Here is a 25784-nt window from a genome sequence, read left to right on the forward strand (position 1 = left end):
GGCGCAGGCGCACAGCGTCCGCCCCGGCAACCCCTAAGACGAATCTATTGCCCGCCAAGTCCGTCACTTACCGGTGACGGGGGAGGGCGGCGAGAAGAGGAATCGACGACATGAAACACATCATTGCAGTCCTGCTCGAGAACGAAGCAGGTGCTCTTTCCCGCGTGGTAGGCCTGTTTTCGGCTCGTGGCTACAACATCGAGTCCCTGACTGTGGCCCCCACCGAAGACCCCAGCCTCTCTCGCATGACCATCCAGACCACCGGTTCGGATGATGTCATCGAGCAGATCACAAAACACCTGAACCGCCTCATCGAAGTGGTCAAGGTGGTCGACCTGACAGAAGGCGCCTATACAGAGCGCGAACTCATGCTGGTCAAAGTCCGCGCCGTGGGCAAGGAGCGCGAAGAGATGAAGCGCATGACGGACATCTTCCGTGGCCGCATCATCGACGTGACGGAAAAAAGCTACACGGTCGAGCTCACGGGCGACCAGGCCAAGAACGATGCCTTCCTGCAGGCCATCGACCGCAGCGCCATTCTTGAAACCGTCCGTACCGGCCCTTGCGGCATTGGCCGCGGGGAACGAATTCTGCGGGTTTGAGGCCCGTAGGCCGAACGCGCTAACATACACGGTTTACCGCACAACACCACCATCCAGATTTCAAACGGAGCAAGCTCATGAAAGTTTTTTACGACAAGGACTGCGACCTCAGCCTCATCAAAGGCAAGAAGGTTGCCATCATCGGTTACGGCTCTCAGGGCCACGCACATGCGCAGAACCTGAACGACAGCGGCGTCAACGTCGTGGTCGGTCTGCGCAAGGGCGGCGCTTCCTGGGACAAGGTTGGCAAGGCTGGCCTGACCGTGATGGAAGTCAACGACGCTGTCTCCAGCGCCGATGTCGTCATGATTCTGCTGCCCGACGAGCAGATCGCCGAGGTCTACAAGAACAACGTTGAGCCCAACATCAAGCAGGGCGCTTCACTGGCCTTTGCACACGGCTTCAACGTGCACTACAACCAGGTCGTGCCCCGCGCTGACCTGGACGTGTGGATGGTCGCCCCCAAGGCGCCGGGCCACACCGTGCGCAACACCTACACCCAGGGTGGCGGTGTGCCTCACCTCGTGGCTGTGCACCAGGACAAGTCCGGCAAGGCCCGTGACCTGGCCCTGAGCTACGCCATGGCCAACGGTGGCGGCAAGGCCGGCATCATCGAGACCAACTTCAAGGAAGAGACCGAGACCGACCTGTTCGGCGAGCAGGCTGTCCTCTGCGGTGGCGCCGTCGAGCTGATCAAGATGGGCTTCGAAACCCTGACTGAAGCCGGCTACGCTCCGGAAATGGCTTACTTCGAGTGCCTGCACGAGCTCAAGCTGATCGTCGACCTGATCTACGAAGGCGGTATCGCCAACATGAACTACTCGATCTCCAACAACGCGGAGTTCGGTGAGTACGTGACCGGCCCAGAGGTGGTGAACGAAGAGTCCCGCGCTGCCATGCGCAACGCACTCAAGCGCATCCAGAACGGTGACTACGCCAAGATGTTCATCCAGGAAGGTCGCCTGAACTACCCATCCATGACCGCTCGCCGCCGCAACACGGCAGATCACCAGATCGAAGTGGTCGGTGCTCAGCTGCGCGCCATGATGCCCTGGATCGCCAAGAACAAGTTGGTTGACCAGTCACGCAACTGATTGCCGCGTATAGGCGGGTGGCCTTGCAGGTCACTCGTGTCAGGAAGGGCCACCTTGTCGGTGGCCTTTCTTTTCTGGTCAGGGGAGGTGGCCTGGCGTAAACTGCGCGAACCGGTCGCCTTTGTGGCACCGGTAGATCTGAGTTTCCAGACCGAGAAGAATGCACGACGGAACCCAACCCAACTTTGACTCCGACTCCGACTTCGAGTTGGACAAACCCAAGCGACGCAAGGGCATCTATGTCTTGCCCAACATGATCACGCTGGCGGCCCTGTTTGGCGGCTTTTTTTCGGTGGTCATGGCCATGAATGGGCGTTTCGATCTCGCCTCGCTGGGTATTTTCGCTGCCATGGTGCTCGATAGCCTCGACGGGCGTGTGGCGCGTATGACGAACACCCAGAGCGCGTTTGGTGAGCAGATGGATTCCCTTTCAGACATGGTGTCCTTCGGCGCTGCGCCTGCACTGGTCGCCTATGAGTGGGCATTGCGCGACATTGGTCGTTGGGGCTGGTTTGCCGCCTTTGTGTACTGCGCCTGTGCGGCGCTTCGCCTGGCCCGCTTCAACGTGAACACATCGGTGGTGGATAAGCGGTATTTCCAGGGCTTGCCGTCGCCTTCTGCCGCAGCTCTGGTCAGTGGTTTCGTCTGGTTGATGACCGAAGCCGAGGTGCCCGGTGCGGAACTGTCCTGGGTGGTCTTTGGCTTGACGCTGTTTGCCGGTCTCACGATGGTGACGAATGTACCTTTCTACAGCTTCAAAGACATCAGCCTCAAGCGCAGCGTGCCGTTTGCTGCCATTGTCCTTGTTGCACTCGGGATTGCCGTCATCAACATTCACCCGCCAACAGTACTGTTCGGCCTGTTCGTGCTGTACTCCGTTTCCGGCTATGCCGTGTACGGCTGGCGCAAGGCCAAAGGCCGCCCCACCAGCGTGATAAGCACATCAACGGATGAGCCGGAGGAGCGAGGCCTTCACGAAGACGCCTGAGGCTATGGCGGAGATGCATTTCTTTTATGGGATGAATCCGACAGAGTGTGATACATTTCCTGCCATGCATTTCATCAACCACGCTCTACTACTGGGTTTGCCATACGGGCAGGCGCTATAGCGCGCGCGGTTGACACCACACACGGCCCGTTTGCACCTCTGCAGCGGGCCGTTTGTTTTGGAACTGTGGGGGCATTCAAGAGCAGTTCAAAAGACTGCACACCGGAGAAATACGATGAGCGACCAATTGATCATTTTTGACACCACCTTGCGCGATGGCGAACAGTCGCCCGGCGCCTCCATGACCAAAGACGAGAAGCTGCGCATTGCACGTCAGCTGGAGCGACTGAAGGTGGACGTGATCGAAGCCGGTTTTGCTGCAAGCTCCAATGGTGATTTCGATTGCGTTCAGGCGATCGCCAACACCATCAAGGATTCCACGGTGTGCTCGCTGGCGCGAGCCAATGATCGCGATATTTCGAGGGCGGCCGAAGCGCTCAAGGACGCCAATCGCGCTCGTATCCATACCTTCATTGCCACCAGCCCGCTTCACATGGAAAAGAAGTTGCGCATGAGCCCTGAGCAGGTCCTTGAGCAGGCGAAGCAATCGGTTCGCTTTGCGCGCAACCTTTGCGGCGACATCGAGTTCAGCCCCGAAGACGGCTATCGCAGCGAGGTGGACTTTCTCTGCCGCGTCCTTGAAGCCGTGATTGCTGAAGGCGCGACCACCATCAACATCCCCGACACCGTGGGCTATGCGGTTCCTGAGCTCTATGGCGAGTTCATCAAGACACTGCGCGAGCGCATCCCCAACTCCGACAAGGCGATCTGGAGTGTTCACTGCCATAACGATCTCGGCATGGCCGTGGCGAATTCGCTCGCTGGTGTGAAGATTGGCGGTGCCCGGCAGGTGGAGTGCACCATCAATGGCCTGGGTGAGCGGGCGGGCAACTGCTCGCTCGAAGAAGTGGTCATGGCCGTCAAGACGCGACGCGACTATTTTGGCCTCGACGTGGCCATTGATACGAGTCAGATCGTGCCTGCCTCACGCATGGTCAGCCAAACCACTGGTTTTGTGGTGCAGCCCAACAAGGCTGTGGTGGGTGCCAACGCCTTTGCCCATGCCTCCGGTATTCACCAGGACGGCGTTCTCAAGGCGCGCGACACCTACGAGATCATGCGCGCGGAAGATGTCGGCTGGAGCGCCAACAAGATCGTGCTCGGCAAGCTTTCCGGTCGCAATGCGTTCAAGCAGCGCTTGCAGGAGCTTGGCATCGAGATGGAATCCGAGAGTGATATCAACCACGCGTTTGCACGGTTCAAGGAACTGGCAGATCGCAAGAGCGAAATCTTCGATGAAGACATCATCGCCTTGTGCAGCGACGAGAGCAGGGCATCGGAGAAGGAGAAATTTCAGCTCGTATCCTTGTCCCAGCGCAGCGAGACGGGCGAGCGCCCGCATGCCAGCGTGGTGTTTACCTCGAATGGTAAAGAGCTGACCGGCGAAGCCGAGGGCAATGGACCGGTGGACGCCTCCCTCAAAGCCATTGAATCGCATGTGAACAGTGGTGCCGAAATGCAGTTGTATCTGGTCAATGCCATCAGTGGCTCAACGGAAAGCCAGGGCGAAGTCACCGTGCGCCTGCAGCATGGCGGCCGTATCGTCAACGGCGTGGGCGCCGATCCGGATATTGTGGTGGCCTCGGCGAAGGCCTACCTCAGCGCCTTGAACAAGTTGCATGCACAAGACGATCGGGTTGCCGCCCAGGGCTGACGTGAAACACCTTGTGACGGCCTTGCTGCTTTGGCAGCAAGGCCTTTTGTTTTTCAAAAAAGATTAACAAAATCAAGCACTTGAGCAATACATTTGCTCAAACCGAAAAACAAGAGCGTTTTTCGCCGGTTTTTATCGCGATGAATGAGGACTCTCATACAAGCGATTGATATTGCTAGTTTTTTCAATGCAGCTTATACTCCGACACTAGACATCTAATGCTGTTGGGGGCTGCGATATGCTGTTACAAATCCGCCGGATTCGAAACCTCGTCAAGCTCGCGCTTTGCGCGGTGACGCTGGGCGCGCTGGCCATGGGCACAGCGCCGAGTCTTGCGGCTTCAGGCAGCCCTGCCAAGGTCAAGGTTTCGAAGTCCGCTTCTGCCAAGAAGGCGGCCAAGCGCAAGACCGCACGCAAGTCTTCGCGCAAACGGGTGACGCTGACTGCACAGCGCAAACGCGAAGCCAATGCCGCCACCCGACGTCTCTCGGCCCGCTACGCAAAACGTCCCGTCTCGAGCAAGGCACGCCATGTTCAGCAAGTAGCCATTTCTCGTCCTGCCCCGCGGTCGGTGGGCGAAGTCAGTGGCCTGCGCTCTGGTGACGACTCTCTGGATCTGAGCTCTTCAGTGGCATTGGTACTCGACCAGGACACCAACGAAGTGCTCTTCAGCAAGAATGACTCTGCGGTACTGCCGATTGCGTCGCTGACCAAGTTGATGACCGGTCTCGTGATTGCCGAGTCGGATCTGGACATGCGTCAGCGCATCCGAATCACCCGGGCCGATGTCGATACCTACAAGGGAAGTCGTTCGCGCCTGGCTGTTGGGGCACGCCTCACTCGTGGTGAGATGCTGCATCTGGCCCTGATGTCCAGCGAGAATCGCGCAGCTCACGCCTTGGGTCGCACCTACCCCGGTGGCATGAGGGCCTTTGTCCGTCGCATGAATGAAAAGGCACGTCAGCTCGGCATGTATGACACGCGCTATGTCGAGCCGACGGGACTGCGAAGCCAGAACAAGTCCAGCGCGCGTGATCTGGCCACTCTGGTGTCAGCCGCCTACCAGCACCCGGTGCTGCGCAAGCTCTCTACCGACCCCAGCCATCAGGTCTCGGTGGGCCGACGCACCCTCAAGTACGTCAACTCGAATCGTCTTGTGCGTGGATCGGACTGGGACATCGGCCTTCAGAAGACGGGTTACATCTCTGAAGCAGGCCGCTGCCTGGTCATGCAGGCCAACGTGGCCAGCCGACGCATCATCATGGTATTTCTGGATTCCTCGGGCAAGCGAGCGCGCATTCAGGACGCTCAGCGGGTTCGCCGCTATGTCGAATCGCTGCCACTGCCCGTTCAAGCGAACGCAGGTCGCGTGCAGAGTTGATACTGCTCAAACAAAAATTGCGCCCCCATTGAAGAAGGCCTCTGAAAGGCCTTCTTTTTTTTGTGTGAAGCGAGGGGGAACTGACTATGGCTTGTAGTACGAGTCAATGAACGGCTCAGGGCATGGCCTGATGCCTTGCCTGAGGTTCCGGGCAGCCCAGGGCGATCGAAATTTCAGCCGCAGTTTCCCTCAGCTTGGGTAGCCAGGACTCATCGATCCTGTCAGCCGGCGCCGAGATAGAGAGTCCTGCTACCAGGCGGGACTGATCGTCGTAGATGCCGGCAGCCATGCAGCGAACGCCCATCTCGAGTTCCTCGTTGTCGCGTGCAATACCGGCCAGCCGACACTGATGGAGTTCGTGCTCGAGGGTGTTGAGCTGTGTGAGGCTGTTTCGTGTGTTGCCAGCGAGCCCGGTGCGGGTGGCGTAGGCGCGCACGCGCTGAGGCTCGTCAGCGGCTAGAAACAGCTTGCCGGTCGAGGTGAGGTGCAACGGAGCGCGGCCACCAATGGCACGAACCACTTGCATGCCACTGCGTTCTGAATAGGCGCGCTCCACATACACGATCTCGTCGCCTTGACGTACGCTGAGATTGACGGGTTGCTGGATCTGCTTGTGCAGGTCCCTCATGGGGCCCATGGCGGCATCCCGTACGTTCAACCGGGCCTTCACCAGATTACCCAGTTCCAGCAGCCGCATGCCGAGCCTGTAGCTACCGGCTTCTGGGCGATCTACGAACCGGCCAATGGTGAGGTCATTGAGAATCCGGTGTGCCGTTGACGGGTGCAAGCCAGTCTTCTCGCTGATTTCCTTGAGGGAGACGGGGTCTTCTTTTGAAGCGAGCACCTCCAGAAGATTGAACATGCGTTCAATGACCTGGACCGTTGGTGCCGCGGGGAGGGAATCGTTTCTTTTGCTCATGGTTTCAACCTTGAGCGCATTTTACAGGATGAAATTCAGCTTCGCTGCCGCAAGGTCGTCGGCAAGCATGAATTTCGACACGGCTCAGCCACCGCCAGCGCGTTGCCACTGTCCATTCTGGTAGAGCTCATGAGGCTGAAAGCCGGACTTATAGTCCATCTTGCTGCTCTCGGAGATCCAGTAGCCCAGGTACACGTGCGGCAGCCGAAGCTGCTTTGCCTGTTCAACCTGCCAGAGCACACCATAAGTGCCATAGCTGGCATTGGGCGTGTCCGGGTCGAAGAATGTGTAGACCGCCGAGAGGCCGCCGTTGAGCACATCGACAATCGAGACCATCTTCAGTTGTGGTTCGCTGCCATCTCCGAGATCCTCGTGAAACTCCACCAGACGGGAGTTCACTCGGCTTTGCAGGAGAAACTGGGTGTATTGGTCGATGCTGTCTTGGTCCATGCCGCCACCTGAGTGGCGGCTGCGTTGATAGCGCAGGTAGAGCTCGTAATGGGCCGGAACAAAGCACAGGTTCAAGACCCTGGAACGCAAAGAAGCGTGTCGCTTGAGACAGCGTTTTTGCGCCCGGTTGGGTCGGAACTCGTCGACCGGAATGCGCAGCGGAACACAGGCCTGGCACCCATCGCAGTAAGGGCGGTAAGTGAACATCCCGCTCCGGCGAAACCCGTGCTCGACCAGATCGGAGTAAGCGTCGTTGTGAACGAGATGGCTCGGCGTGGCGACCTGGGAGCGAGCCAGCCTGCCCTCGAGGTAGCTGCAAGGGTAAGGTGCAGTGGCATAGAACTGCAGCGATTCGAGGGGTAAGTCCTTCGGGTACGTCACGCCTGATCTGTGCTCGGTGGCAGGAGCTTCGACCAGTATACGGGGTCAAAGTGCCAGCGTGGCGATCTCAGATGAGAGGCTTGTCGCATCCGACGGACAAAGTCCTGGCGACTGATGGGGCGGGCTCCAAGCGATGCCAGATGTGGTGTGTCCTGCTGGCAGTCAATCACGGGCAGGTGGTGGGTTCGGGCAAAGGCAACCAGTGCGGCAAGCGCCATCTTTGATGCGTCGGGTGACTTGGCAAACATCGATTCGCCAAAGATGGTTCCCGCGAGGTTGATGCAGTAGAGTCCGCCGGCCAGTTCGCCGTCAATCCAGGTCTCAACGCTGTGGGCGATGCCGGCACGATTGAGCCTGGTATAGGCCTGAACCATCGCCGGCAGAATCCATGTGCCGGTTTGGCCATTTCTGGGCACCTGAGCGCAATGGCGAATCACTCGGTCAAAGCTGTGATTCATCCGGATTTCGATCCGCTGCTCACGCAGCAGTTTTCGCAAGGTTTTACGCAGGGACCGATGCAGTTTGAATTCGAGTGGGTCGAGCACCATGCGCGGGTCGGTACACCACCACAGAATGGGTTGGCCCTCCCCATACCAGGGAAAGATGCCCTTGCTGTATGCAGAAATGAGCGTCTCCACATCGAGCACACCGCCAGCAGCGAGCAGTCCTGGCGCGGGGTCGTTCGGCCCCCAGGCCTGGTCGACTGGCGGAAATGGCTGACCAGGTTCAAGCCAGGGCAGGGGTGAGGGAGGGGCCAACGACATCCCTCGATTTTTCCGCAAATCCGAATGCTTGTGTGGTCAATGCCTGTGGAACTTGCCGGGCGGGTTGGTGATTTGACTGTAGTTTGCCAATGATCACACACGAAAGAGCGCCGGCCAGTACTTTTGAATGACAGCGAGGAGGATCATGGCCAGCGCAATGCCTGCTAGGTCGGACAACCAATCCATGATGTCCCCGTAACGCCATCCGGTGAAAGCCTGTGCCAACTCGATCAACATGCCATAGATGGCTAGCCATACCGCGACCAACGTGGTCTTCTTTGCAAAGGCCGCAAAACCCAGCGTGGCAAGAACGAGGAATCCTAGTGCATGTTGCGCCTTGTCCCACCAGTTGAGGAGGGGTGAGGGCAGCGCCTCAACCGGTAGGAGCGAGAGAATGCCGACCGCAACGACAGCTGCCCAAAATGCCAAGATCAATGCTTTGATCCAAAGATTCGTCTGGTCGGTATGGTGCATGCTGTGATCCCAAGCTAAGAACTATGTGAGTAGACAAGGTCCTTGTCCATCCGCGCGGCCATGACTCACCTCCGGCGCAGGTGCGGCTCCAGATCCTCCCGTTTCACGCGCCCCAACAGCATTTGGCCGGTCCGGTCGATACTAGCGCTCTTGAGCGAAACTCGGCGCTATTGACTCCATTCAGTCCGCTGGCTGCTCGGCGGCGATGCGAGCCGTGATGGCAGAGGCAGCATTGGTGACCAGTTTGACGAGGTACTCCTGGGAAAATGCGCCGAATCGCTCGTTGCTACCCACCAATGTGACTGCCCCAAGGATGCGCGACTTCTCGTCGAAGATGGGCGCTGCCAAGCCTGTCTTTCCAGGATCCAGCTCTCCGGCACTGATGCAGTAGCCTTGCTTTCGGATGACTTGCATAGCCTTGGAAAACTCCTTCCAACTTGGTCCAAGTCGCTTCAACTCTGGTTCGGTTGCATTGTTTTCATACACACGTTTGAGTTGCCTGGGCAGCAAATAGGCCAGGATGGCTTTGGACGTGGCACTGCGGAACAGGGCCATGGGTCGGCCGCGGCCGAAATTCAAGGCCTCGGTCTCGCTGCCATGCTCTTGAAGGATGTTGATCACCGTTGAGCTGTAGAGCTCGCTGATGAGGGCATGCATGCCGGTGCGCGCGACAAGTTCGTCCAGCAGATCACGGCTGCAGGTGATCAAAGGATCGTACTCGGTCATGTGGCGGTCGAGTTCGATCACTCGCGGGCCCAAAGCGTAGCCCCTCGGGAGTCTTACCAGCAACCCGGCATGGCTGAGTTCTCGTACGTAGCGGTAGGCACTGGCCTGCGCGTAGCCCAACTGCGAGCAGATGGTCTCGACATCGATAACTGGCTGTCCAGGCTTGAACAGATTGAGGATGTCGAGCATGCGGCGAAGGCTATTCATACGGGTGGTTCTGTTGTTGCAAAGGAGGGGAGGGAGCTTATCCGAGGAAAGCTGGAGTTTGGCCCTTACCCGTGGGCGTCATTTGTGCCTCGCCCGTTACGGCAGGTGCCGATCGGGTTGTGCGCGATGAGGGCTGGGGGCTTGTGTCTGTACTGCATGGCTCGATTGTGCCGTCCTGCCGCACGACCAGATCCTTGTCTCACGGCCTCATCTTGTGCGTGATGCCTCTACAGGCTTGAGCAGGTTTTCATCCAGAGCGAGGCTGTGGCCGCACCGTTGATGAGAGATCCCATACAACAATATTCTATAAAGATAAATAGGCATCGAAAAGACTATAAGAAGATATCAAGATTTGCCACATTATCAAAAAATGATAAAGTAGCATCATGATGAATCGCAAACACATGACCGGTGGAGATGCTCTCGTCTCCGCGCTGGCCGACGAGAAGGTCGGCGTCTGCTTCGCCAATCCAGGCACCACGGAGCTGGACCTGGTCCGCTCGCTGGAGCGCGAGGAGCGGATTCGCTGCGTGATCGGCTTGCAGGAAAACGTCTGCACCGGTGGCGCAGATGGCTATGGGCGAATGACAGGGCGGCCATCGGCCACGCTTTTGCATCTCGGCCCGGGCTTTGCAAACGGCATCGCCAACTTGCATAACGCTAGGCGGGCGCACACGCCCATCGTCAACTTGATCGGAGACCACACCACGTGGCATCTGCCTTACGACGCGCCGCTTACGTCTGACATCGAGTCTTTGGCTCGGCCGGTATCTGGATGGGTTCACCGCATCGGTGCAGTGGAGCAGAGTGACGCGGTTGCACGCGAAGCCGTCAAGCGAAGCCTTTCAGGTGGCGGGCAAGGCGCGACCCTTATCGTTCCCGCCGACTTCCAAGCGCAGCCCGCCGGTGAGCAGGTCCCGCTGATTCTGCCGGCATCCGAGGGCAAACCGTCCGTTCGATCTGACTTCAACGCTGATGCCGCTGTGCAGCGCTTGAAGAAGGCCGGGCGAATCGTCTTCCTCCTCGGCGGTGGGGGTGAGCTCAGTGGTCTGGGCGCTCGCGCTCAAAAGGCTGTTCAGCGAATCTGCACTGCTTTGGGCGCAAGCGCTTTCGCCGAGACCTTCCCATCTCGTTCGGAGCGCGGTCAGGGGCTGCCAGCCTTCGATCGCCTGCCGTACTTCCCTGAGCCTGCCCGTGACGTGTTGGATCCAGCGGACTTGGTGGTGTTGGTGGGCGCGCTGCCGCCAGTGACCTATTTTGGGTACGAAGGGCATCCCAGCCTGCTGGTGACATCCGATCGTCTGCTCACCTTGGCGGAGGTGGGGGAAGATGCTGCTGAGCGCCTGGAATCGGTGGCTCGACTATTGGGTGCGGGCGAGGCAGAAGCGCCTGCGGTCACATTGAGCCCGCCCGAAGATGGCCCCTTGACGCCTGCGCGCATCGCTTTGGCTCTGGCCAATGAGCTGCCCGCGCAGGCCATCGTGTCGGTTGAGGGCGGCACATGTGGCTACCCGTTTTATGCAGCCTCGGCCGGTGCTCGGCCGCACACCACGCTGACCAACACAGGTGGCGCCATTGGCCAGGGTTTGCCAGTCGCAATGGGTGCTGCTGTCGCTTGCCCGGATCGCAAGGTGGTGGCACTTCTCTCAGATGGAAGTACGCAGTACACGATCCAGACTTTGTGGTCTTTGGCCCATGAGGATCTGGATGTGCTGGTGCTCATTGCTGCCAACCACCAATATGCGATTTTGCGCAACGAGTTGCGTCGAGGGGGCGCGGAACTGGGGCGTCGTGCCGCCGAAATGACCAGTCTGGAGAACCCCTGCATCGACTGGGTGATGCTCGCCGGCTCTTATGGCGTGCCTGGCGGCAGAGCCAGCACCACAGCGGAGTTGCTCGCGTTGCTGCGGCAGGGCTTCTCCACGCGCGGTCCGATGCTGATTGAGATGGCGCTCTGACGTCACCCGCGAGTCGAACTATTTTTTGGTCGGCATCGTGCCGACCCTTCCCATTCATTTGAAGGAGACGTTGTGGATCTGAATCTCAAAGGCAAGGTGGCAGTGGTCACGGGGGGCAGTCTTGGTATTGGTCGAGCTGTGACCGAAGCGCTGTCAAAGGAAGGTGTTCGGGTGGCCATCGTCGCTCGCAGTCGGGATGCGCTTGAAAAGGCCGCCAGCGAGATTTCCAGTGAAACGGGCGTGGAGGTCCTGGCGGCCCCTGCTGATGTCAGCAAGACGGACGAAGTGCAGGCCATGATGGACAAGGTCGCCAGTCAGTTTGGACGCCTGGACATTCTGATCAACGGCGCTGCACATCCGGGCGGCCTGGTGCGAAGCGAGATTGAAAACGCCGATCCCGAAGGGCTGCTGGAAGACATCAACATCAAGGTGGTGGGCTATATGCGATGCGCCAAGGCCGCGGCTGCTCATATGAAGAAGATGGGCTACGGTCGCATCATCAACATCGGTGGTCTCACCGGCCGCGGCAGCAAGCAACTCTCGGGAATGCGCAATGTGGCGATTTGCCATTTGACCAAGACCTTGTCTGACCAGCTAGGCCCTTCGGGTATCACTGTCAACGTAATTCATCCCGGCGTGGTGGAGACCCCGCATATCCACGAGCTGTACGCGAAAGAGGCCAAGTTGCAGGGCCTGACCCCGGAAGTGGTGGAGGCCAACTACGCCAAGGTCACCCCGATTCGGCGCGTGCTGCAACCCAACGAGATTGCCGACACCGTGCTGTTCCTGGCTTCTGAGCGTGCGTCGGCCATCACCGGCGAATCGATCGCGGTGGATGGCGGCATCACTCGCGGCATCTTCATTTGACACCTATCAGCTCATACAGGAACTGCAACATGAACGGAACCATTTTGGTAGGCACTGCAGGCCAAGGCATCCTGCGCAGTGTGGACAACGGCACCTCCTGGCATCGCTTGGGGCTCAAGGAAGCGATCGAATTTGACGGCGTGGTGCGAAGCCTCGCGGTCGATCCCTCCGACCCTTCGCGAGTTCTGGCTGGCGCAGACGCCGGCCTTTGTATCAGCCTCAACGGCGGTGCTCATTTCAAGCGGGTAGATTCGCCCTTGAACAACCAAACGGTCTGGGCCATTGCCTTTGATCCCAGCAACCCGCAAATTGTGTTCGCTGGCTCCGGGGCACCATCGCGAGCGCGCATGTACAGATCCGTTGATGGCGGACAGTCCTGGGAGCAGCTGGGCATTGAGCTCCCAGAGTTCTGCCAGGGCGTGAACCGGCCCCGTATTTTAACCATTTGCGTGAATCCGGTGCGCAGCGGGGAAGTGTGGTTTGGAGTGGAAGAGGGTGGCGCCTGGCGCAGCCAGGACAACGGCAACTCCTGGGTGCGTGTGGATAAGCCTGAGAGTGCGATCAGCAACTCAGATATCCATGCCATTGCCGTGTTGCCTCCCGTCGATGGCCATCCGCAGCGAAACCTGGTGTTGACGGTGAATACGGTCTATACAAGCAACGATGATGGCCAAAGCTGGGTGGGCAAAGCCTCAAAGGAGCGCTTTGACGGCATGTATTACACCCGGACCGTGCAAGTGGTCGACGCTGACGGAAAAGAGCTCTTGCTGGCGATTGGTGATGGCACGCCAGGTACTCGAACCCGTATCTACCGATCGGATGACAGAGGCGAGACCTGGACGCCCGCATTGCTCCACACCGCCCCAAATTCGACTGTGTGGGCTTTTGGGGGCCACGCCTCCGATCCTTCGCTGCTGTTTGCGGGGACGAAGTATGGCCATTTGCTGCGCTCAACGGACGGGGGCAAGACATGGTTCAAGGAATGGCGGGACTTTAGCGAGATCACTGCAGTCGCCTGGACGCCTTTCGTGGCTCCCGTGAAGGCACACCCGCAATCCATCAACTGAAGGAGGACCTGGGTATGAGCACGACGTCGATGAACGTCAAACCGCGCATCATTCGCACCCATCTTGCGCTGTATGTCAAGGATCCGGAGGCCAGCGCTCGCTGGTATGAGGAGGTCCTGGACATGGAGGTGACGGCGCGAGAGCCGCGCTGGGTCTTCATGTCTTTCGGCAAGAAGCACCATGACATCGCCTTGATCAAGGCCGACCCGGCGATGCTGCGAGCTCAGCAACTGGGCGACATCAACATGCAGCACTATGGGCTGGAGATCGACGGAGATCTGGACGACCTTCGTCGTCTCTACGGCATGTTGCTGGCGCGCAATGTGCCGGTGGTCAAGACGACAGACCACAAGGTCGGCTACGGACTCTATTTCACCGACCCTGACGGACATCGATTCGAGTTCTTCCTAGAAACCATTCACGACGACGACGAAGGCAAGCGTGTGATCGGGCAATACAACGCTCCGAGCGACCCCTTCGATTTGCAGCCACTCTGACGTTTTTTTTCAGTCTTAGCGAGACGACACAACATGAAATCTCCAAATTTCGGTATCTATCACATCCGCAAGTGGTTCCTGCAGGTAGAGGACAGCCTCGCCGGCGAAACCGGCGCACCTGCCGACGGTGAACCGCTGCGAAAAATTGTGATTGCAGCATGTATCCACAACCCGTATGCCGGCCGATATGAGCAGGACCTGAGTACCTGGATTAAAGGTTCTCCAGAGTTGGGCCGCGAGTTTGGGCGTCGCATCCAGGAGGCAGCGGGCTCTCAGAAGATTGAGAGTTATGGAAAGGCTGTTTTGGTGGGCCTGGATGGCGAGTACGAGCATGGCAATGCACTGCTCACCAATCCGGCGGCTGACCCCATTCGCGCTGCACTCGGCGGCGGCAAGGCTTGGGTGCCTTCCAGTGGCAAGCGTGGTGTGCCCGGGACGGTGCTCGACATTCCGCTGGCTTACAAGGACGCGCTGTACGTTCGCTCGCACTACGACACGATCAGCGCCAGCTTCAGTGACGCCCCCAACCGTGACGAGGTGTTGGTGTGCTGGGCTTTCGCGACACGAGGCCGTTTGAATGCCCGACTCGGCGGGCTCAAGGCCGCTGACGTCAAGGGCGTCGACGGACTGGTCTGAGCGTTGTGATGGAACGCCGTGAACAAACCGTATTGACGCGCGATGGGCTGCGTTTGCACGTTACACAGTGGGGCGCAGAAACGGCACCGCCTGTCGTGATGCTGCACGGCATTCGCGGCTATGCCGAGACGTTTGCCGGTATCGCTGCTGCGCTGCAGCCCGACTGCCGAGTGGTCGCGTTCGACCAGCGAGGACGTGGCCGATCAGATTGGGATCCGCAACACAACTACTACACCGATACATACGTCGATGATGTGGATTCGGTGGCGGATGCTTTGGGGCTTGGTCGATTCGACTTGCTGGGCCACTCCATGGGGGGCATCAATGCGATTGTCTATGCCGCCCGATATCCGTCTCGGGTGAACCGACTCCTGATTGAAGATGCGGGTCCTGGTGCGTTTGAGGCCAGTCCCGGGGCGGTTCGAATTTGTCGAGAGCTGACCAATACCCCTGCTCACTTTGCCAGTTGGGAGGAAGCACGAGTGTTCATGCGTGGCTTGCGCCCGAGCGTGAGTGAAGACGCTCGCGAACAGCGTCTGAACAGCATGCTGCGTGCCGATTCCGGTGGGGGCTTCACCTGGCAATACGATCACGTCGGCATCGCGGCGACCCGCCTCAACCCGGACCCTCAGCGCGTGGTGGACCTGCGCCTCTACGTGGCGCAGTTGACTTGCGACACTTTGGTGGTCAGGGGCGGAGCGTCCGACTATCTGCAGGCGCAGATGGTCAATGAGATGCAACGGTTGAACCCTCGCATTCGCAGTGTCGTCGTTCCCGGGGCAGGGCACTACATCCACGACGATCAACCTGCGTTGTTCCACAAGCTGGCACGTGCCTTTCTGACCCTTACTCGGTGATTCCATTCATGCTTCACGAACTCAGAACTTACACACTTGTGCCCGGTGGCGTGCGCGAGTACCTGCGTCTCTACAACGATGCCGGTCGCACTGTGCAAACCGAATTGCTTGGCAATCTCGTCAGCCTCATGTATCCGGAAAGCGGCGACCTCAACCAACTGGTGTACCTCTGGGCATTTGAAGATTTCGAGGATCGGCGTCAGCGCCGTGCGCGTTTGATGGCAGATGAGCGATTCACGGCTTTTCGCAAGTCGGTGCGCCATCTGCTCGTGCGCCAGGAGAGTCAACTGATGACTCCGGCCTGAACAACAACGTGGGAGACAACACGATGAACGAACTAGTCGATACCGAGGTGCTGATTGTGGGAGCTGGCCCGGTGGGCGTGTCCATGGCGAATTTGCTGGGCCACTACGGCGTCAAGACACTGCTGGTGGATCGCAGCCCGAAGGTCCTGGACTATCCGCGTGCGGTAGGACTGGATGACGAGGCGCTGCGGACGTTTCAGGCCGTGGGCCTGGCCGACATCATGCTCAAGGACATGATCCAGAACGTACCGATGCGCATGTACACGGCGGACAAACGCTGCTTTGCGGAGATATTGCCCAGTACGCGCGAATTTGGCTGGTTCAGGCGAAACCTGTTCTCTCAGCCTTTGGGTGAGCATACTTTGCGCCAAGGCCTCGAACGCTACCCCCATGTCACCACGCAGCTTGGTGTCGCTTTGCAATCCATCGAACAGGATGAGACCGGGGTCACAGCGATACTGCAGGATGAGCGCGGAGGCTCCACGGGCGTTCGCGCGCAGTATCTGGTGGGGGCGGACGGCGGTCGAAGCACCGTCCGCGAAGGCTTGCTCAAGATTCCTTACGAGGGACAGACCCACCCGAACAAATGGGTGGTGATCGAGTGCGATCAAGATCCTCTGGACGCGCCCTACACCGCACTCCATTGTGAGCCGCGCCGTCCGTACGTTTGTTTGCGCTTGCCCTATGGTTTGCGGCGGTGGGAGTTCATGCTGTTTCCTGGCGAGGATGGCGAGCAAATGCTAGCACCCGAGAAGGTCCAGGATCTTCTGCGCAACCATGTAGCGGATCCCTCTCGCCTCAATGTGATCAGGGCTCGTGTGTATACGCACAACTCCCGCGTCGCCAAGTCGTTTGTGGTTGGACGGGTCTGCATTGCCGGTGATGCTGCCCATATCACGCCACCGTGGATCGGCCAGGGGCTCAATGCTGGTCTGCGCGACGCTTTCAACCTGTCGTGGAAGCTCGCCTGGATCGTAAAAGGGCGAATGAAGCCTGAGCTTCTCCAAAGCTACCATGAAGAACGGCATGCCCACACCAAGGCCATGATCGATCTGGCGGATCTGTTTGGAGCGGTGCTCTCGCAGCGCAACCGCTTTGTGGCCTGGATGCGGGATCGTTTCTTCTTGACCATTCGCCATCTGCCGAAAGTCCGGGACTATGTTTTGCAGATGAAGTTCAAGCCCATGCCACGGTTCTCGGCGGGGGTGGTGCTCAACAGCGGCAAGACAGCTCAAGACGAGTTGGTTGGTCGAATGTTCATTCAGCCCAACGTCGAGCGCGAACTCGGCGTCTGCGAGAAGATGGACGACGTGATTGGAGGGCGGTTTGCCCTGCTGTCATGGCGAGGGAACCCTTTGGCCCAGGCGCCAGCCGAACTGCTGGAACGTCTCAACGCGCTGGGTTGCGCCCGTCTGGTGGGAGTTCGAGCCCGCAGCGGCGCGAGCGAGCCGGGCATGTCAAGTGGTCCTGAAGTGACGGTGATCCAAGACCTGGAAAACCAGCTTCAACTTTGGTTTCAGCAGCGCAAAGTGGATTGGGTCTTGATTCGGCCAGACCGTTTTGTGGCGGCAGCCGGAAGTGCTGAAGATGCAGTCGACCAACTGCGCCGTTTTTGTGACCTTGTGTTGCCTGCCCATGCCGTGCAACCGGAAGCACATGCAGCAGGCCCGTTGGCTCCGGCCCAGCTTGCCACGTAAGGCCGGCGCGTTCTCGCGTCGGCCATGTGCCTGCGCAACCGGCGGTAAAGCCATGCCAGTGAGGTCATACCAATGAAAGATCCCATGTATCCCAAGCTTGTTCTGTATATCGATGGTCAGTTCATCGAGCGGGGAAGCCGCTCGACCATGGCAGTGACTGATCCGGCAACGCGTGATCATCTGGGCGACTTGCCATGTGCGACTACAACCGACCTGGACGCTGCCGTTTCGGCAGCAGAGAAGGCGTTTTCTCTTTGGCGCAATGCATCACCCATGGAGCGGTCGGCTGTTTTGCGAAAGACTGCCGAGTTGCTACGGGAGCGGGCTGAGATCATCGCCCGCGGCATCACGCGTGACAACGGAAAACCATTGGCAGACGCTCGTGCAGAGGTGCTCAACAGCGCTGAGCATGTTGAATGGCATGCGGAGGAATGTCGGCGCATCTACGGGCGAGTGGTGCCGTCGCGAGACCCGCGGGTGCGTCAGATGGTGTTGCGAGAGCCTGTCGGCGTCTGTGTGGCGTTCAGCCCCTGGAATTTTCCGCTGGGACAGGCCATCAAGAAGGTCTCTGCTGCGATCGGGGCCGGCTGCAGTCTGATTCTCAAAGGGCCAGAGGAATCCCCGAGCGCCATCGTCGAGATGGCGCGCGCATTCCATGATGCGGGTCTACCGCCGGGGGTGTTCAATGTCGTCTTCGGTCAGCCTGCCGAGATATCTCGCCATTTGATCGAATCGCCAGTCGTGAGGCAGGTTTCGTTCACCGGCTCCGTCCCGGTAGGCAAACAGCTCGCCGCTCTGGCTGGCCAACACATGAAGCGCGCGAGCATGGAGCTGGGTGGACATTCTCCAGTGCTGGTCTTCAATGATGCGGACGTGGATGCGGCGGCTGCGCTGGTGGCCCGGATGAAGGTCCGCAACGCGGGTCAGGTTTGTGTATCGCCCTCGCGCGTGTTCGTGCAAGCAGGTGTCTACGACCGCTTCGTCAAGCGTTTCGTTGACGTCATTGAGAGCGTACAAGTCGGACACGGCCTCGCTCCCGAGACGCAGATGGGCCCGCTGATCCATGATCGACGGCTGCAAGCGGTACGGGAGTTGGTGCAAGACGCAATGGACTCCGGAGGGCGATTGCTTACGGGCGGTGCGCGGCTGGGCGAGGCCGGTCACTTTTTCTCGCCGACCGTTGTTGCCGACGTGCCGACCCACGCCCGAATCATGCGAGAAGAGCCGTTCGGCCCTGTTGCTTCCGTGGTGAAGTTCGACCAAACCGATCAGGCTCTTCAGGTAGCCAATAGCGTCCCCTACGGTTTGGCGTCCTACGTTTTCACTGAATCTCACAAGACGGCCACTCAGGTCATGAGCGGGCTGGAGGTGGGGATGGTGAATATCAATCACTCTGGTATGGCCCACCCCGAACTGCCCTTTGGCGGCGTCAAGGACAGTGGAATCGGCAGCGAGGGTGGCACTGAGACTTTTGATGGATTCCTGGTGACCAAGATGGTCACGCAGATCTGATCTCGACTCGATTTCCTTTTCTTGAACGGTTCCTTACATGTTTGAACTCAAAGATCCATCCTTGCTTCCTGGCCAATGCTATTTGGGCGGCCGATGGGTGTCCGGCAAAGAGCATATTGATGTCACCAATCCTGCGACGGGAGCGGTGATCGCCTCTGTTCCTCGGCTGGGGGGCGCTGAGACTCGCGAGGCAATCGAAGCCGCGAATCGGGCCTGGCCTGCCTGGCGTGCGTTGACTGCCAAGGAGCGTTCCGGCATCTTGTCGCAGTGGTACGGTTTGGTGTTGGCCAACCAGGATGATCTGGCGCTCATCATGACCTCCGAGCAGGGCAAACCTCTGGCAGAGGCCCGTGGTGAGATTGCCTATGCCGCCTCATTCATTCAGTGGTTCTCCGAAGAAGCCAAGCGCGTCTACGGTGACACCATTCCTGCGCCGGTGGCTTCCCAGCGAATCGTGGTGACCAAAGAGCCGATCGGCGTCTGCGCAGCCATCACCCCCTGGAACTTTCCCGCGGCCATGATCACGCGCAAGGCCGGACCGGCGCTTGCAGCGGGTTGTGCCATGGTGGTGAAGCCGGCGAGCCAGACCCCGCTCACCGCGTTGGCATTGGCGGTTCTGGCCGAACGTGCGGGCATACCTGCCGGTGTTTTCTCCGTCATCACCGGTTCTGCCAGGGATGTCGGCGACGAATTGGCGGACAACCCGCTGGTGCGAAAGCTCTCTTTTACCGGATCCACCGAGGTAGGCCGTCAGCTGATGGCGCGCACGGCAGCGACCATCAAGAAAGTGTCGATGGAGTTGGGCGGCAACGCACCTTTCATCGTGTTTGCGGACGCTGACCTCGATGCTGCAGTCGAAGGTGCCATCGTCTCCAAATACCGCAATGCAGGTCAGACATGCGTCTGTGCCAACCGGCTGTACGTGCACACCAAGGTGTATGACGCGTTTGTCGAGAAGCTTGCCACTGCCGTCTCGACGCTGCAGGTTGGAGAAGGAACCGCAAGCGACGTCCGCATAGGCCCTTTGATTGATGACAAGGCAGTGGCCAAGGTGGAGCAGCATGTTTCAGACGCTATGTCCAAGGGGGCGAGGCTGGTCATTGGTGGCCATCGGCATGCGCTGGGCCAGACGTTTTTCGAGCCCACTGTGCTGGCCGACGTGACTCAAGAGATGCTGGTGGCCCGAGAAGAAACGTTTGGCCCTCTGGCGCCGGTGTTCAGGTTCGAGACGGAAGAGGAAGTGGTGTCCATGGCCAATGACACCGAGTTTGGCTTGGCGAGCTATTTCTATGCTCGCGATTTGGGGCGGGTCTGGCGTGTGGCCGAACGCCTCGAGTACGGCATGGTTGGCGTGAACACCGGTTTGATCTCGAACGAGGTCGCACCTTTCGGAGGTGTCAAACAGTCAGGCATTGGCCGCGAAGGATCACACCTCGGCATGGATGACTACCTCGTGGTCAAGTACATCAACATGGCCGGAATTTGATCTTGGTCCAGGTCGAACACAGCGCAGCCAGCACTTAAAAAAGAAATCAGGATAACAGGAGACTCCACATGAGCAATCACACCATTCCCACTCTGCATAATTTCATCAATGGTCAGTATCAGCCGGCATTGTCGGGAGCCAGCTTCGAGAAGATCGCGCCCGCCTCGGGTCGACCCTGTGCAGTCGTGAGTGCGTCGAATGCAGACGACATCAACGCCGCCGTTCTGGCCGCCAAGCAAGCCCTTCAGGCTGGCGCTTGGGCGACGATGCCAGCCCAGGAAAGGGGTCGTTGCCTCTCTCGCCTGGCGGATCTCCTGGAGGCCAACGCCGCCGATTTCATCACCACTTTGGCGGAAGAGCAAGGACGCCCGCGATTGGACATGACCATGATGGACTTGCCCATGTCCGTCGATACGCTTCGCTATTTCGCAGGGTGGGCTGATAAGCTGGAAGGTCGCACAGTGCCGACCGCAGGCTTCATGGGTCGAGCCATGCACAACTACACCCGACTGGACCCGGTCGGTGTGGCCGCCCTGATTGTGCCCTGGAACGCCCCTTTGATGATCGCTATCTGGAAGCTTGCGCCCGCGTTGACGGCCGGATGCACCGTGGTGATCAAGACGTCTGAAGAAGCGCCAGTGGCGGTGGGACAGCTCGGCCGCCTGGTCGCTGAGGCTGGTTTCCCCCCAGGAGTGGTCAATATTGTGCATGGCATGGGAACCGAGGCGGGTTCGGCACTCACAGCGCATCCGGATGTCAGCAAGATCAGTTTCACCGGCAGCACTGGCGTCGGCCGGATCATTGCGCGGGATGCGGCTTCTTCATTCAAGCGAGTCACCTTGGAGCTAGGCGGCAAGGCTGCGCAGATCTTGCTGGAAGACGCTGATCTCGAAGAGGCCATCCCTGGCCTGGTCATGGGAGCGTTTGTGAATCAAGGCCAAACCTGTGCGGCCGGCTCAAGAATCCTCGTGCATCGTTCCCTTTTGTCACAGGTGGAGCAGGCTCTGGCTGCGGCGGCGGACGCCATGCGGCTGGGTGGCGCTGATGTGGAGGGGGCTCAGATGGGCGCCTTGATCAGCGCTCGGCATCTTCAGCGCGTCCAGGCGTGTATCGACACAGCGGTTTCGCAGGGGGCTCGCCGTCTCAGCGGTGATAAGGCTGAACAGCCTACCAAGGGCTACTTCCTGAGGCCCACCGTCTTCACGGATGTGACGCCAGACATGCAGATTGCCAAGGAAGAGGTGTTCGGGCCGGTGTGCGCGATCATTCCGTTCGATACCGAGGAAGAAGCGATTGCGCTGGCCAACGACAACCGCTATGGCTTGTCCGCCAGCCTTTGGACCCGTGATGTATCAGCGGCGCACCGGGTGGCCGCATGTCTAGAGGCCGGAGCCGTGGCAGTCAACTGCTGGAGCCCGCTGGATGCCAGACTGCCATGGGGTGGAGTGAAAGACAGTGGCATTGGTACCGATCTCTCGCGCAAGGCCCTGGACGCCTATCTGGAAGAAAAGTTGGTGTCGATCGCGCTGTGATCTGAGCACAGTTCACGTTCGCTAACGGTCCTTGGGGCCCCATTGTCGAGCCGTTCAATGAACGTCGATTTGCGCCTTTTCAACGATGTGAACCTGCATGCCCAGGCAGTGCCTGGGTGGGCACAAGACTACTGCCAGCTGGGCCGAGGGGCCCTGGTCAGCAGCCTGCAGCAGGTGTCGACCAGCTCATTCCTGGTGTTTCGTGAAACCTTCAGCCGGCAGGTCGCACAGTTTGGCGCATGTCCGGACCGCCGGCTGTGCCTAGCTGTTTCGGACAGTGAGCCCAGGGACGTCTCTTCCGGATGGGCATGGCGCCCAGATTCCCAGGTGGTGATGCTGCGCAATTGCGAAGAGTTCATGCTCCACGCCCCGCAGGGTCTCAGCCTCGTGGCGGCTAACGTCGACTACGAGCGGTTCTTGCAACTGGCCGACCTGCACTTGTCAAAGGCGCAAAAGGCTTTGGCTCTTAGTGCTCGCAGCCTGGACTTGAGTGAAGCAGCTGTCTGGCGGCTGAGACAAGCCCTGCTGCGGATAGTGGCACAGCCGACAGGTGTGCGGCGTACATCTCGTGCACCGGACATGGTCGACAGTGTGCTTGACGAGATGGTCTTCAGCACTGTGCTGGATCTTTTCGAAGCAGCAGAGCATGTGCGCAGCACCACGCGCTACGGTGGATCGGTTCGCAGTTACATCGTGCGGCGCAGCCGTGAGCTAATGGAAGACTGCAGGGGTAGAGCTATGAGCGTGCTTGATCTTTGTGCGCATTTGCGCGTCAGCCGTCGCACTCTTCAGGCCTCGTTTCAAAGCGAGGTAGGTATCGGTCCGCTCGAATACCAGCGCAATCTGCGGCTCAATGCCGTGCGACGCCGATTGACCGAAACAACGTCCCAAGTGCTTGCGGTCGGCGATGCTGCGGCTGAGATGGGCTTCTTTCATCTCAGTCACTTCGCGCGTCATTACCGAGAGCTGTTCGGTGAGCGGCCCTCTGACACGCTTCGCGCCGATGGCCGTCCCACGATTGCGCAGGCCGGCCATCGCGAATCGATCAGAATACCTTGATCAGGCTGACGGCCAAACGCGTCTTGCCAGCGGGACCTGCCTTGGCCGTCTCAGCACCGCTGATGCGTCCGGAAGCCATCAGCCCGGAGCCGAGGTCGTAGACCACACCGAGGTGGGCATCTGTCGCGCCGCCCATGTTCTCCTTGTTGCGAAAGCCCATGCCCGCTTCGATCGTCAGCTGCTCTGTGATGGGGTGAGCCAGAGAAAGTCCGAGGCGGGCTGCCTTGTTGCCGTTGCCAAAGCCGTGGCCGAATTGCGCGGTGAAGATGCCGTAGCCCAAGCGAACGTACATTTCGTTGGCATTCCAGGTGTTGTCTTTCGGGAAGATGAAGCGGATCGCGCCGACGTCGTAGCGCCAGCCTTCACCAAATTCACCACGATAGCCTCCATACACGTCGATCTCCAGGTCGGCTTTGCCCATGGCACCGAACTGGCCTGTGGAGTTCCAGTTTCCCACGTATAGTCCGTTGCCGAAGTCATAGTCGACGCCACCTTGCAGGGCTGGCCGAACGTTCTTGGATGCGCGAACGTCCTGGTCAATACCGTTGAATTTGTACAACGAGGTGATGCCTACGTTGTAGGAAATCCCTTCAGCAGACGCAGATGCGGCAGTGGCCGCCAATGCGATGGCAACAGCGATGTGGGGAAAAGCTTTGATCATTTGTCTCTCTCGTGGAATAGGCATGGCTAAGCCCTGTCTTGGGTGAATTGAAACCTTTGCCGGACCGCAAGGGCCTGCATCAGGTGATTTGTATGCTAGGGATACAGGTCGCGATGGGTGAGCCCAAAACGGCACGACTGTGCCGTCCACCTGTTGCCGTTTTGGGCTGCTGATGTGCTGGGAAGCGGTTTAAGCTGAGCAAAGAAGGAGGCGAGTCTTTGATGGGCTGGTTAAAACGCAATCGCGGCGTCAGCACGCGAACTGGTGAGTTGGCGTCCGAAGGTGAGGCAGACCGGGTGAGCGGGATCGATGTCATGCTGGGGAATGCATTGCAGGTGACTGTGCAGCTGGAGCTGGCTGCCCAACGCTGCTTGGACAGCATGCGCATTGCCATGCTGGAAGTCAGCAGTCGTGCGGGTGCGTTCGATCAGACGCTCGGTGGCTCGCTCGAGCGCATGAGAGGAAGCAAAGCACTGGCCGACAAGGTGAAGCGAACCTTGGTGGCTGAGACCCAAGGCGTCTCCGATCGATTGCAGCAGGCCAGCGCCGAGGCTTCGGTCGCCCTGCGGGCAAGTGATCAGGCGGTGCAGGAAGTCATGGACGCCATCAGCCGCATTGCGCGAGAAATCAATGTGTTGGCGATCAATGCGGCCATCGAGGCGGCGCGAGCTGGAGACGCTGGGCGCGGCTTCGCCGTGGTGGCCAACGAGATTCGCCGCCTGGCAGCGGATGCGCTTGGTTTCGCGAAAGAAGCCGTCGACAAGATGGATCTCAAGCCTGTTCAGGAGAGCTTTCAGCGAGTGGGAGCGGACAGCGAAACCCAACTTGGCCAACTGTCCGAGCGGATTGGGGAGAGCCTGACGGAGATGAACGACTTGCTTGACGGCATCTCCTTCGACTTCGACCAACTTCGATCCGCCAACCGAGTGATATCGGAGACGGTGCCAGAACTGGGGCGACGCATCCATATCGCGCAGCAGCGCCTGGTCGATTCCTCGTCCTTCATGGAGGAGTTGCAGCCGTTTCTGCTGCAACCGTCGTCCGAAGGACCGAAGGCTGTGTCCGACGCTATGCGCCGACGGCATTTGCCCTTTGGAAGGGAAAGCGATTTGCTGGCCAGTGTGCTGAGCAGAGGTTATCTCCGGGTGGCTGTCGATCCCTCTTTCGTTGGCTTGTCATTCCGATTGAAGTCGGCAGAGCCCTTGCAAGGCATGGATGTGGCCTATGCCAGTGCATTTGCCAAGTCCCTGGGCGTCGGCATTGAGTTTGTAGAGCAGAGCTGGGATCAGTGCCTCGGTCTTCCGTTCCATGGCCGGAGTTTCGATGAACCGCCTGTCGATGTGATCTGGAGCGCGTTGCCTCCCATCGAGGATTTTCGCGGACTGGCCTACTCCAAGCCATACACCCGGCACCCGATGATTCTGGCTAAACGCAGGGGCGACACGAGCATCGGCGGACTGACAGATCTGAAGGGGAAGGTGCTGGGTTGCGGTTATGACTTGGGCGCGATGCAAGCCCTTGAGGAGGCGGGCGTGCGCTGGGAGGCCAACCGACAACGCCCTGGAGGTCGGATCACGCTTGGCAACCTGGTTTCATACGCTGACCCGCAACTGATCTATGACGCTCTGGTCAACGGGAAGGTCGATGCTTTCTTTGCTGAGCGGCCCATCTTCCATTGGGCAGCGGTCCACCCCTCGAGTCCCTGGTGTGATCGCATCGAGCTCGTACCCAACGGCTTGATTTCTGATGAGTTGGTCTATGTCGTCGGGGTCAAGGACGCGGTGGCCAGTGCATCACTGTTGAAACGAGTCAATGCATTCATTTCGGGGTTCGGCTCCTCTGACAATCGAGCGGCCATTGAACGTCTGTGGCAGGGCCGTCCTTGAGCAT

Annotated in this window: 24 protein-coding genes; 18 read left to right on the plus strand and 6 right to left on the minus strand. The window is 59.2% G+C overall.

Annotated elements, in window-relative coordinates:
* Window positions 1-110: 110 nt before the first annotated feature.
* The 5 genes from ilvN to ABWV89_RS03915 all read left to right on the plus strand — a co-directional run bounded on the left by ilvN (window position 111) and on the right by ABWV89_RS03915 (window position 5839).
* On the plus strand, window positions 111-602 hold the full coding sequence (ilvN, locus tag ABWV89_RS03895) for an acetolactate synthase small subunit (RefSeq protein WP_353394399.1): 492 nt from the start codon (window positions 111-113) through the stop codon (window positions 600-602).
* A 77-nt stretch (window positions 603-679) separates the two neighbouring features.
* Entirely contained in the window at window positions 680-1696 is a 1017-nt protein-coding gene (gene ilvC / locus ABWV89_RS03900) for a ketol-acid reductoisomerase (protein ID WP_353394401.1), read from the plus strand.
* Between the two features lie 160 nt (window positions 1697-1856).
* Window positions 1857-2684, plus strand: coding sequence for a CDP-diacylglycerol--serine O-phosphatidyltransferase (gene pssA / locus ABWV89_RS03905; protein ID WP_353394403.1), 828 nt, complete (start codon window positions 1857-1859; stop codon window positions 2682-2684).
* 235 nt (window positions 2685-2919) lie between these two features.
* Entirely contained in the window at window positions 2920-4458 is a 1539-nt protein-coding gene (locus ABWV89_RS03910; RefSeq protein WP_353394404.1) for a 2-isopropylmalate synthase, read from the plus strand.
* A gap of 238 nt (window positions 4459-4696) precedes the next feature.
* Window positions 4697-5839 carry a D-alanyl-D-alanine carboxypeptidase family protein gene (locus tag ABWV89_RS03915; protein ID WP_502903126.1) on the plus strand — a complete coding sequence of 381 codons (1143 nt, stop codon included), beginning with the start codon at window positions 4697-4699 and terminating at the stop codon, window positions 5837-5839.
* A gap of 115 nt (window positions 5840-5954) precedes the next feature.
* Here ABWV89_RS03915 and ABWV89_RS03920 read toward each other — a convergent pair whose 3' ends face one another.
* The 5 genes from ABWV89_RS03920 to ABWV89_RS03940 all read right to left on the minus strand — a co-directional run bounded on the left by ABWV89_RS03920 (window position 5955) and on the right by ABWV89_RS03940 (window position 9760).
* Window positions 5955-6758, minus strand: coding sequence for an IclR family transcriptional regulator (locus ABWV89_RS03920; RefSeq protein ID WP_353394405.1), 804 nt, complete (start codon window positions 6756-6758; stop codon window positions 5955-5957).
* 84 nt (window positions 6759-6842) lie between these two features.
* Window positions 6843-7589, minus strand: a complete 747-nt coding sequence (locus tag ABWV89_RS03925; protein ID WP_353394407.1) for an arginyltransferase — start codon at window positions 7587-7589, stop codon at window positions 6843-6845.
* A complete protein-coding gene (gene aat, locus ABWV89_RS03930; protein WP_353394408.1) occupies window positions 7586-8353 on the minus strand; it encodes a leucyl/phenylalanyl-tRNA--protein transferase in 768 nt (255 codons plus the stop codon). The genes ABWV89_RS03925 and aat overlap by 4 nt, the downstream gene beginning before the upstream one ends.
* Window positions 8354-8446: 93 nt before the next feature.
* On the minus strand, window positions 8447-8827 hold the full coding sequence (locus ABWV89_RS03935; RefSeq protein WP_353394410.1) for a VanZ family protein: 381 nt from the start codon (window positions 8825-8827) through the stop codon (window positions 8447-8449).
* A gap of 180 nt (window positions 8828-9007) precedes the next feature.
* The gene (locus ABWV89_RS03940; RefSeq protein ID WP_353394412.1) at window positions 9008-9760 is read right to left on the minus strand and encodes an IclR family transcriptional regulator; all 753 of its coding nucleotides are present in this window, start codon (window positions 9758-9760) and stop codon (window positions 9008-9010) included.
* Window positions 9761-10149: 389 nt separating this feature from the next.
* On the opposite strand from ABWV89_RS03940, the gene ABWV89_RS03945 reads away from it, so the two are divergent.
* The 12 genes from ABWV89_RS03945 (at window position 10150) to ABWV89_RS04000 (ending at window position 23233) form a co-directional block, all read left to right on the plus strand.
* The gene (locus tag ABWV89_RS03945) at window positions 10150-11718 is read left to right on the plus strand and encodes an acetolactate synthase large subunit (protein WP_353395167.1); all 1569 of its coding nucleotides are present in this window, start codon (window positions 10150-10152) and stop codon (window positions 11716-11718) included.
* Window positions 11719-11790: 72 nt separating this feature from the next.
* Window positions 11791-12585: an SDR family NAD(P)-dependent oxidoreductase gene (locus ABWV89_RS03950; RefSeq protein ID WP_353394414.1), complete on the plus strand. Its 795-nt coding sequence runs from the start codon at window positions 11791-11793 to the stop codon at window positions 12583-12585.
* Between the two features lie 29 nt (window positions 12586-12614).
* Window positions 12615-13652, plus strand: a complete 1038-nt coding sequence (locus tag ABWV89_RS03955; protein ID WP_353394415.1) for a WD40/YVTN/BNR-like repeat-containing protein — start codon at window positions 12615-12617, stop codon at window positions 13650-13652.
* Window positions 13653-13666: 14 nt separating this feature from the next.
* Window positions 13667-14149 carry a VOC family protein gene (locus tag ABWV89_RS03960; protein WP_353394416.1) on the plus strand — a complete coding sequence of 161 codons (483 nt, stop codon included), beginning with the start codon at window positions 13667-13669 and terminating at the stop codon, window positions 14147-14149.
* A 33-nt stretch (window positions 14150-14182) separates the two neighbouring features.
* A complete protein-coding gene (locus tag ABWV89_RS03965) occupies window positions 14183-14785 on the plus strand; it encodes an amino acid synthesis family protein (RefSeq protein WP_353394417.1) in 603 nt (200 codons plus the stop codon).
* A gap of 8 nt (window positions 14786-14793) precedes the next feature.
* Window positions 14794-15642: an alpha/beta fold hydrolase gene (locus tag ABWV89_RS03970; RefSeq protein WP_353394419.1), complete on the plus strand. Its 849-nt coding sequence runs from the start codon at window positions 14794-14796 to the stop codon at window positions 15640-15642.
* 8 nt (window positions 15643-15650) lie between these two features.
* Window positions 15651-15947 carry an NIPSNAP family protein gene (locus ABWV89_RS03975; RefSeq protein WP_353394421.1) on the plus strand — a complete coding sequence of 99 codons (297 nt, stop codon included), beginning with the start codon at window positions 15651-15653 and terminating at the stop codon, window positions 15945-15947.
* 23 nt (window positions 15948-15970) lie between these two features.
* Window positions 15971-17644 carry a bifunctional 3-(3-hydroxy-phenyl)propionate/3-hydroxycinnamic acid hydroxylase gene (locus ABWV89_RS03980; protein ID WP_353394424.1) on the plus strand — a complete coding sequence of 558 codons (1674 nt, stop codon included), beginning with the start codon at window positions 15971-15973 and terminating at the stop codon, window positions 17642-17644.
* A gap of 84 nt (window positions 17645-17728) precedes the next feature.
* Window positions 17729-19156, plus strand: coding sequence for an NAD-dependent succinate-semialdehyde dehydrogenase (locus tag ABWV89_RS03985; protein WP_353394426.1), 1428 nt, complete (start codon window positions 17729-17731; stop codon window positions 19154-19156).
* A gap of 37 nt (window positions 19157-19193) precedes the next feature.
* Window positions 19194-20642 (plus strand): NAD-dependent succinate-semialdehyde dehydrogenase, encoded by a 1449-nt coding sequence (locus ABWV89_RS03990; RefSeq protein WP_353394428.1) that lies wholly within the window; start codon window positions 19194-19196, stop codon window positions 20640-20642.
* Between the two features lie 68 nt (window positions 20643-20710).
* Complete coding sequence (locus tag ABWV89_RS03995; protein WP_353394431.1) at window positions 20711-22174, plus strand: aldehyde dehydrogenase family protein; 1464 nt, start codon at window positions 20711-20713, stop codon at window positions 22172-22174.
* Between the two features lie 57 nt (window positions 22175-22231).
* Window positions 22232-23233, plus strand: a complete 1002-nt coding sequence (locus tag ABWV89_RS04000; protein ID WP_353394433.1) for a helix-turn-helix domain-containing protein — start codon at window positions 22232-22234, stop codon at window positions 23231-23233.
* Here the strand turns inward: ABWV89_RS04000 and ABWV89_RS04005 are convergent.
* On the minus strand, window positions 23220-23894 hold the full coding sequence (locus ABWV89_RS04005; protein ID WP_353394435.1) for a TorF family putative porin: 675 nt from the start codon (window positions 23892-23894) through the stop codon (window positions 23220-23222). The genes ABWV89_RS04000 and ABWV89_RS04005 overlap by 14 nt on opposite strands.
* A 221-nt stretch (window positions 23895-24115) precedes the next feature.
* Here ABWV89_RS04005 and ABWV89_RS04010 point away from each other — a divergent pair, with 221 nt between their 5' ends.
* A complete protein-coding gene (locus tag ABWV89_RS04010; protein WP_353394437.1) occupies window positions 24116-25780 on the plus strand; it encodes a methyl-accepting chemotaxis protein in 1665 nt (554 codons plus the stop codon).
* Window positions 25781-25784: the final 4 nt, after the last annotated feature.

The organism is Hydrogenophaga sp. 5NK40-0174, from assembly GCF_040372165.1.
Classification (GTDB): Bacteria; Pseudomonadota; Gammaproteobacteria; order Burkholderiales; family Burkholderiaceae_C; genus Hydrogenophaga.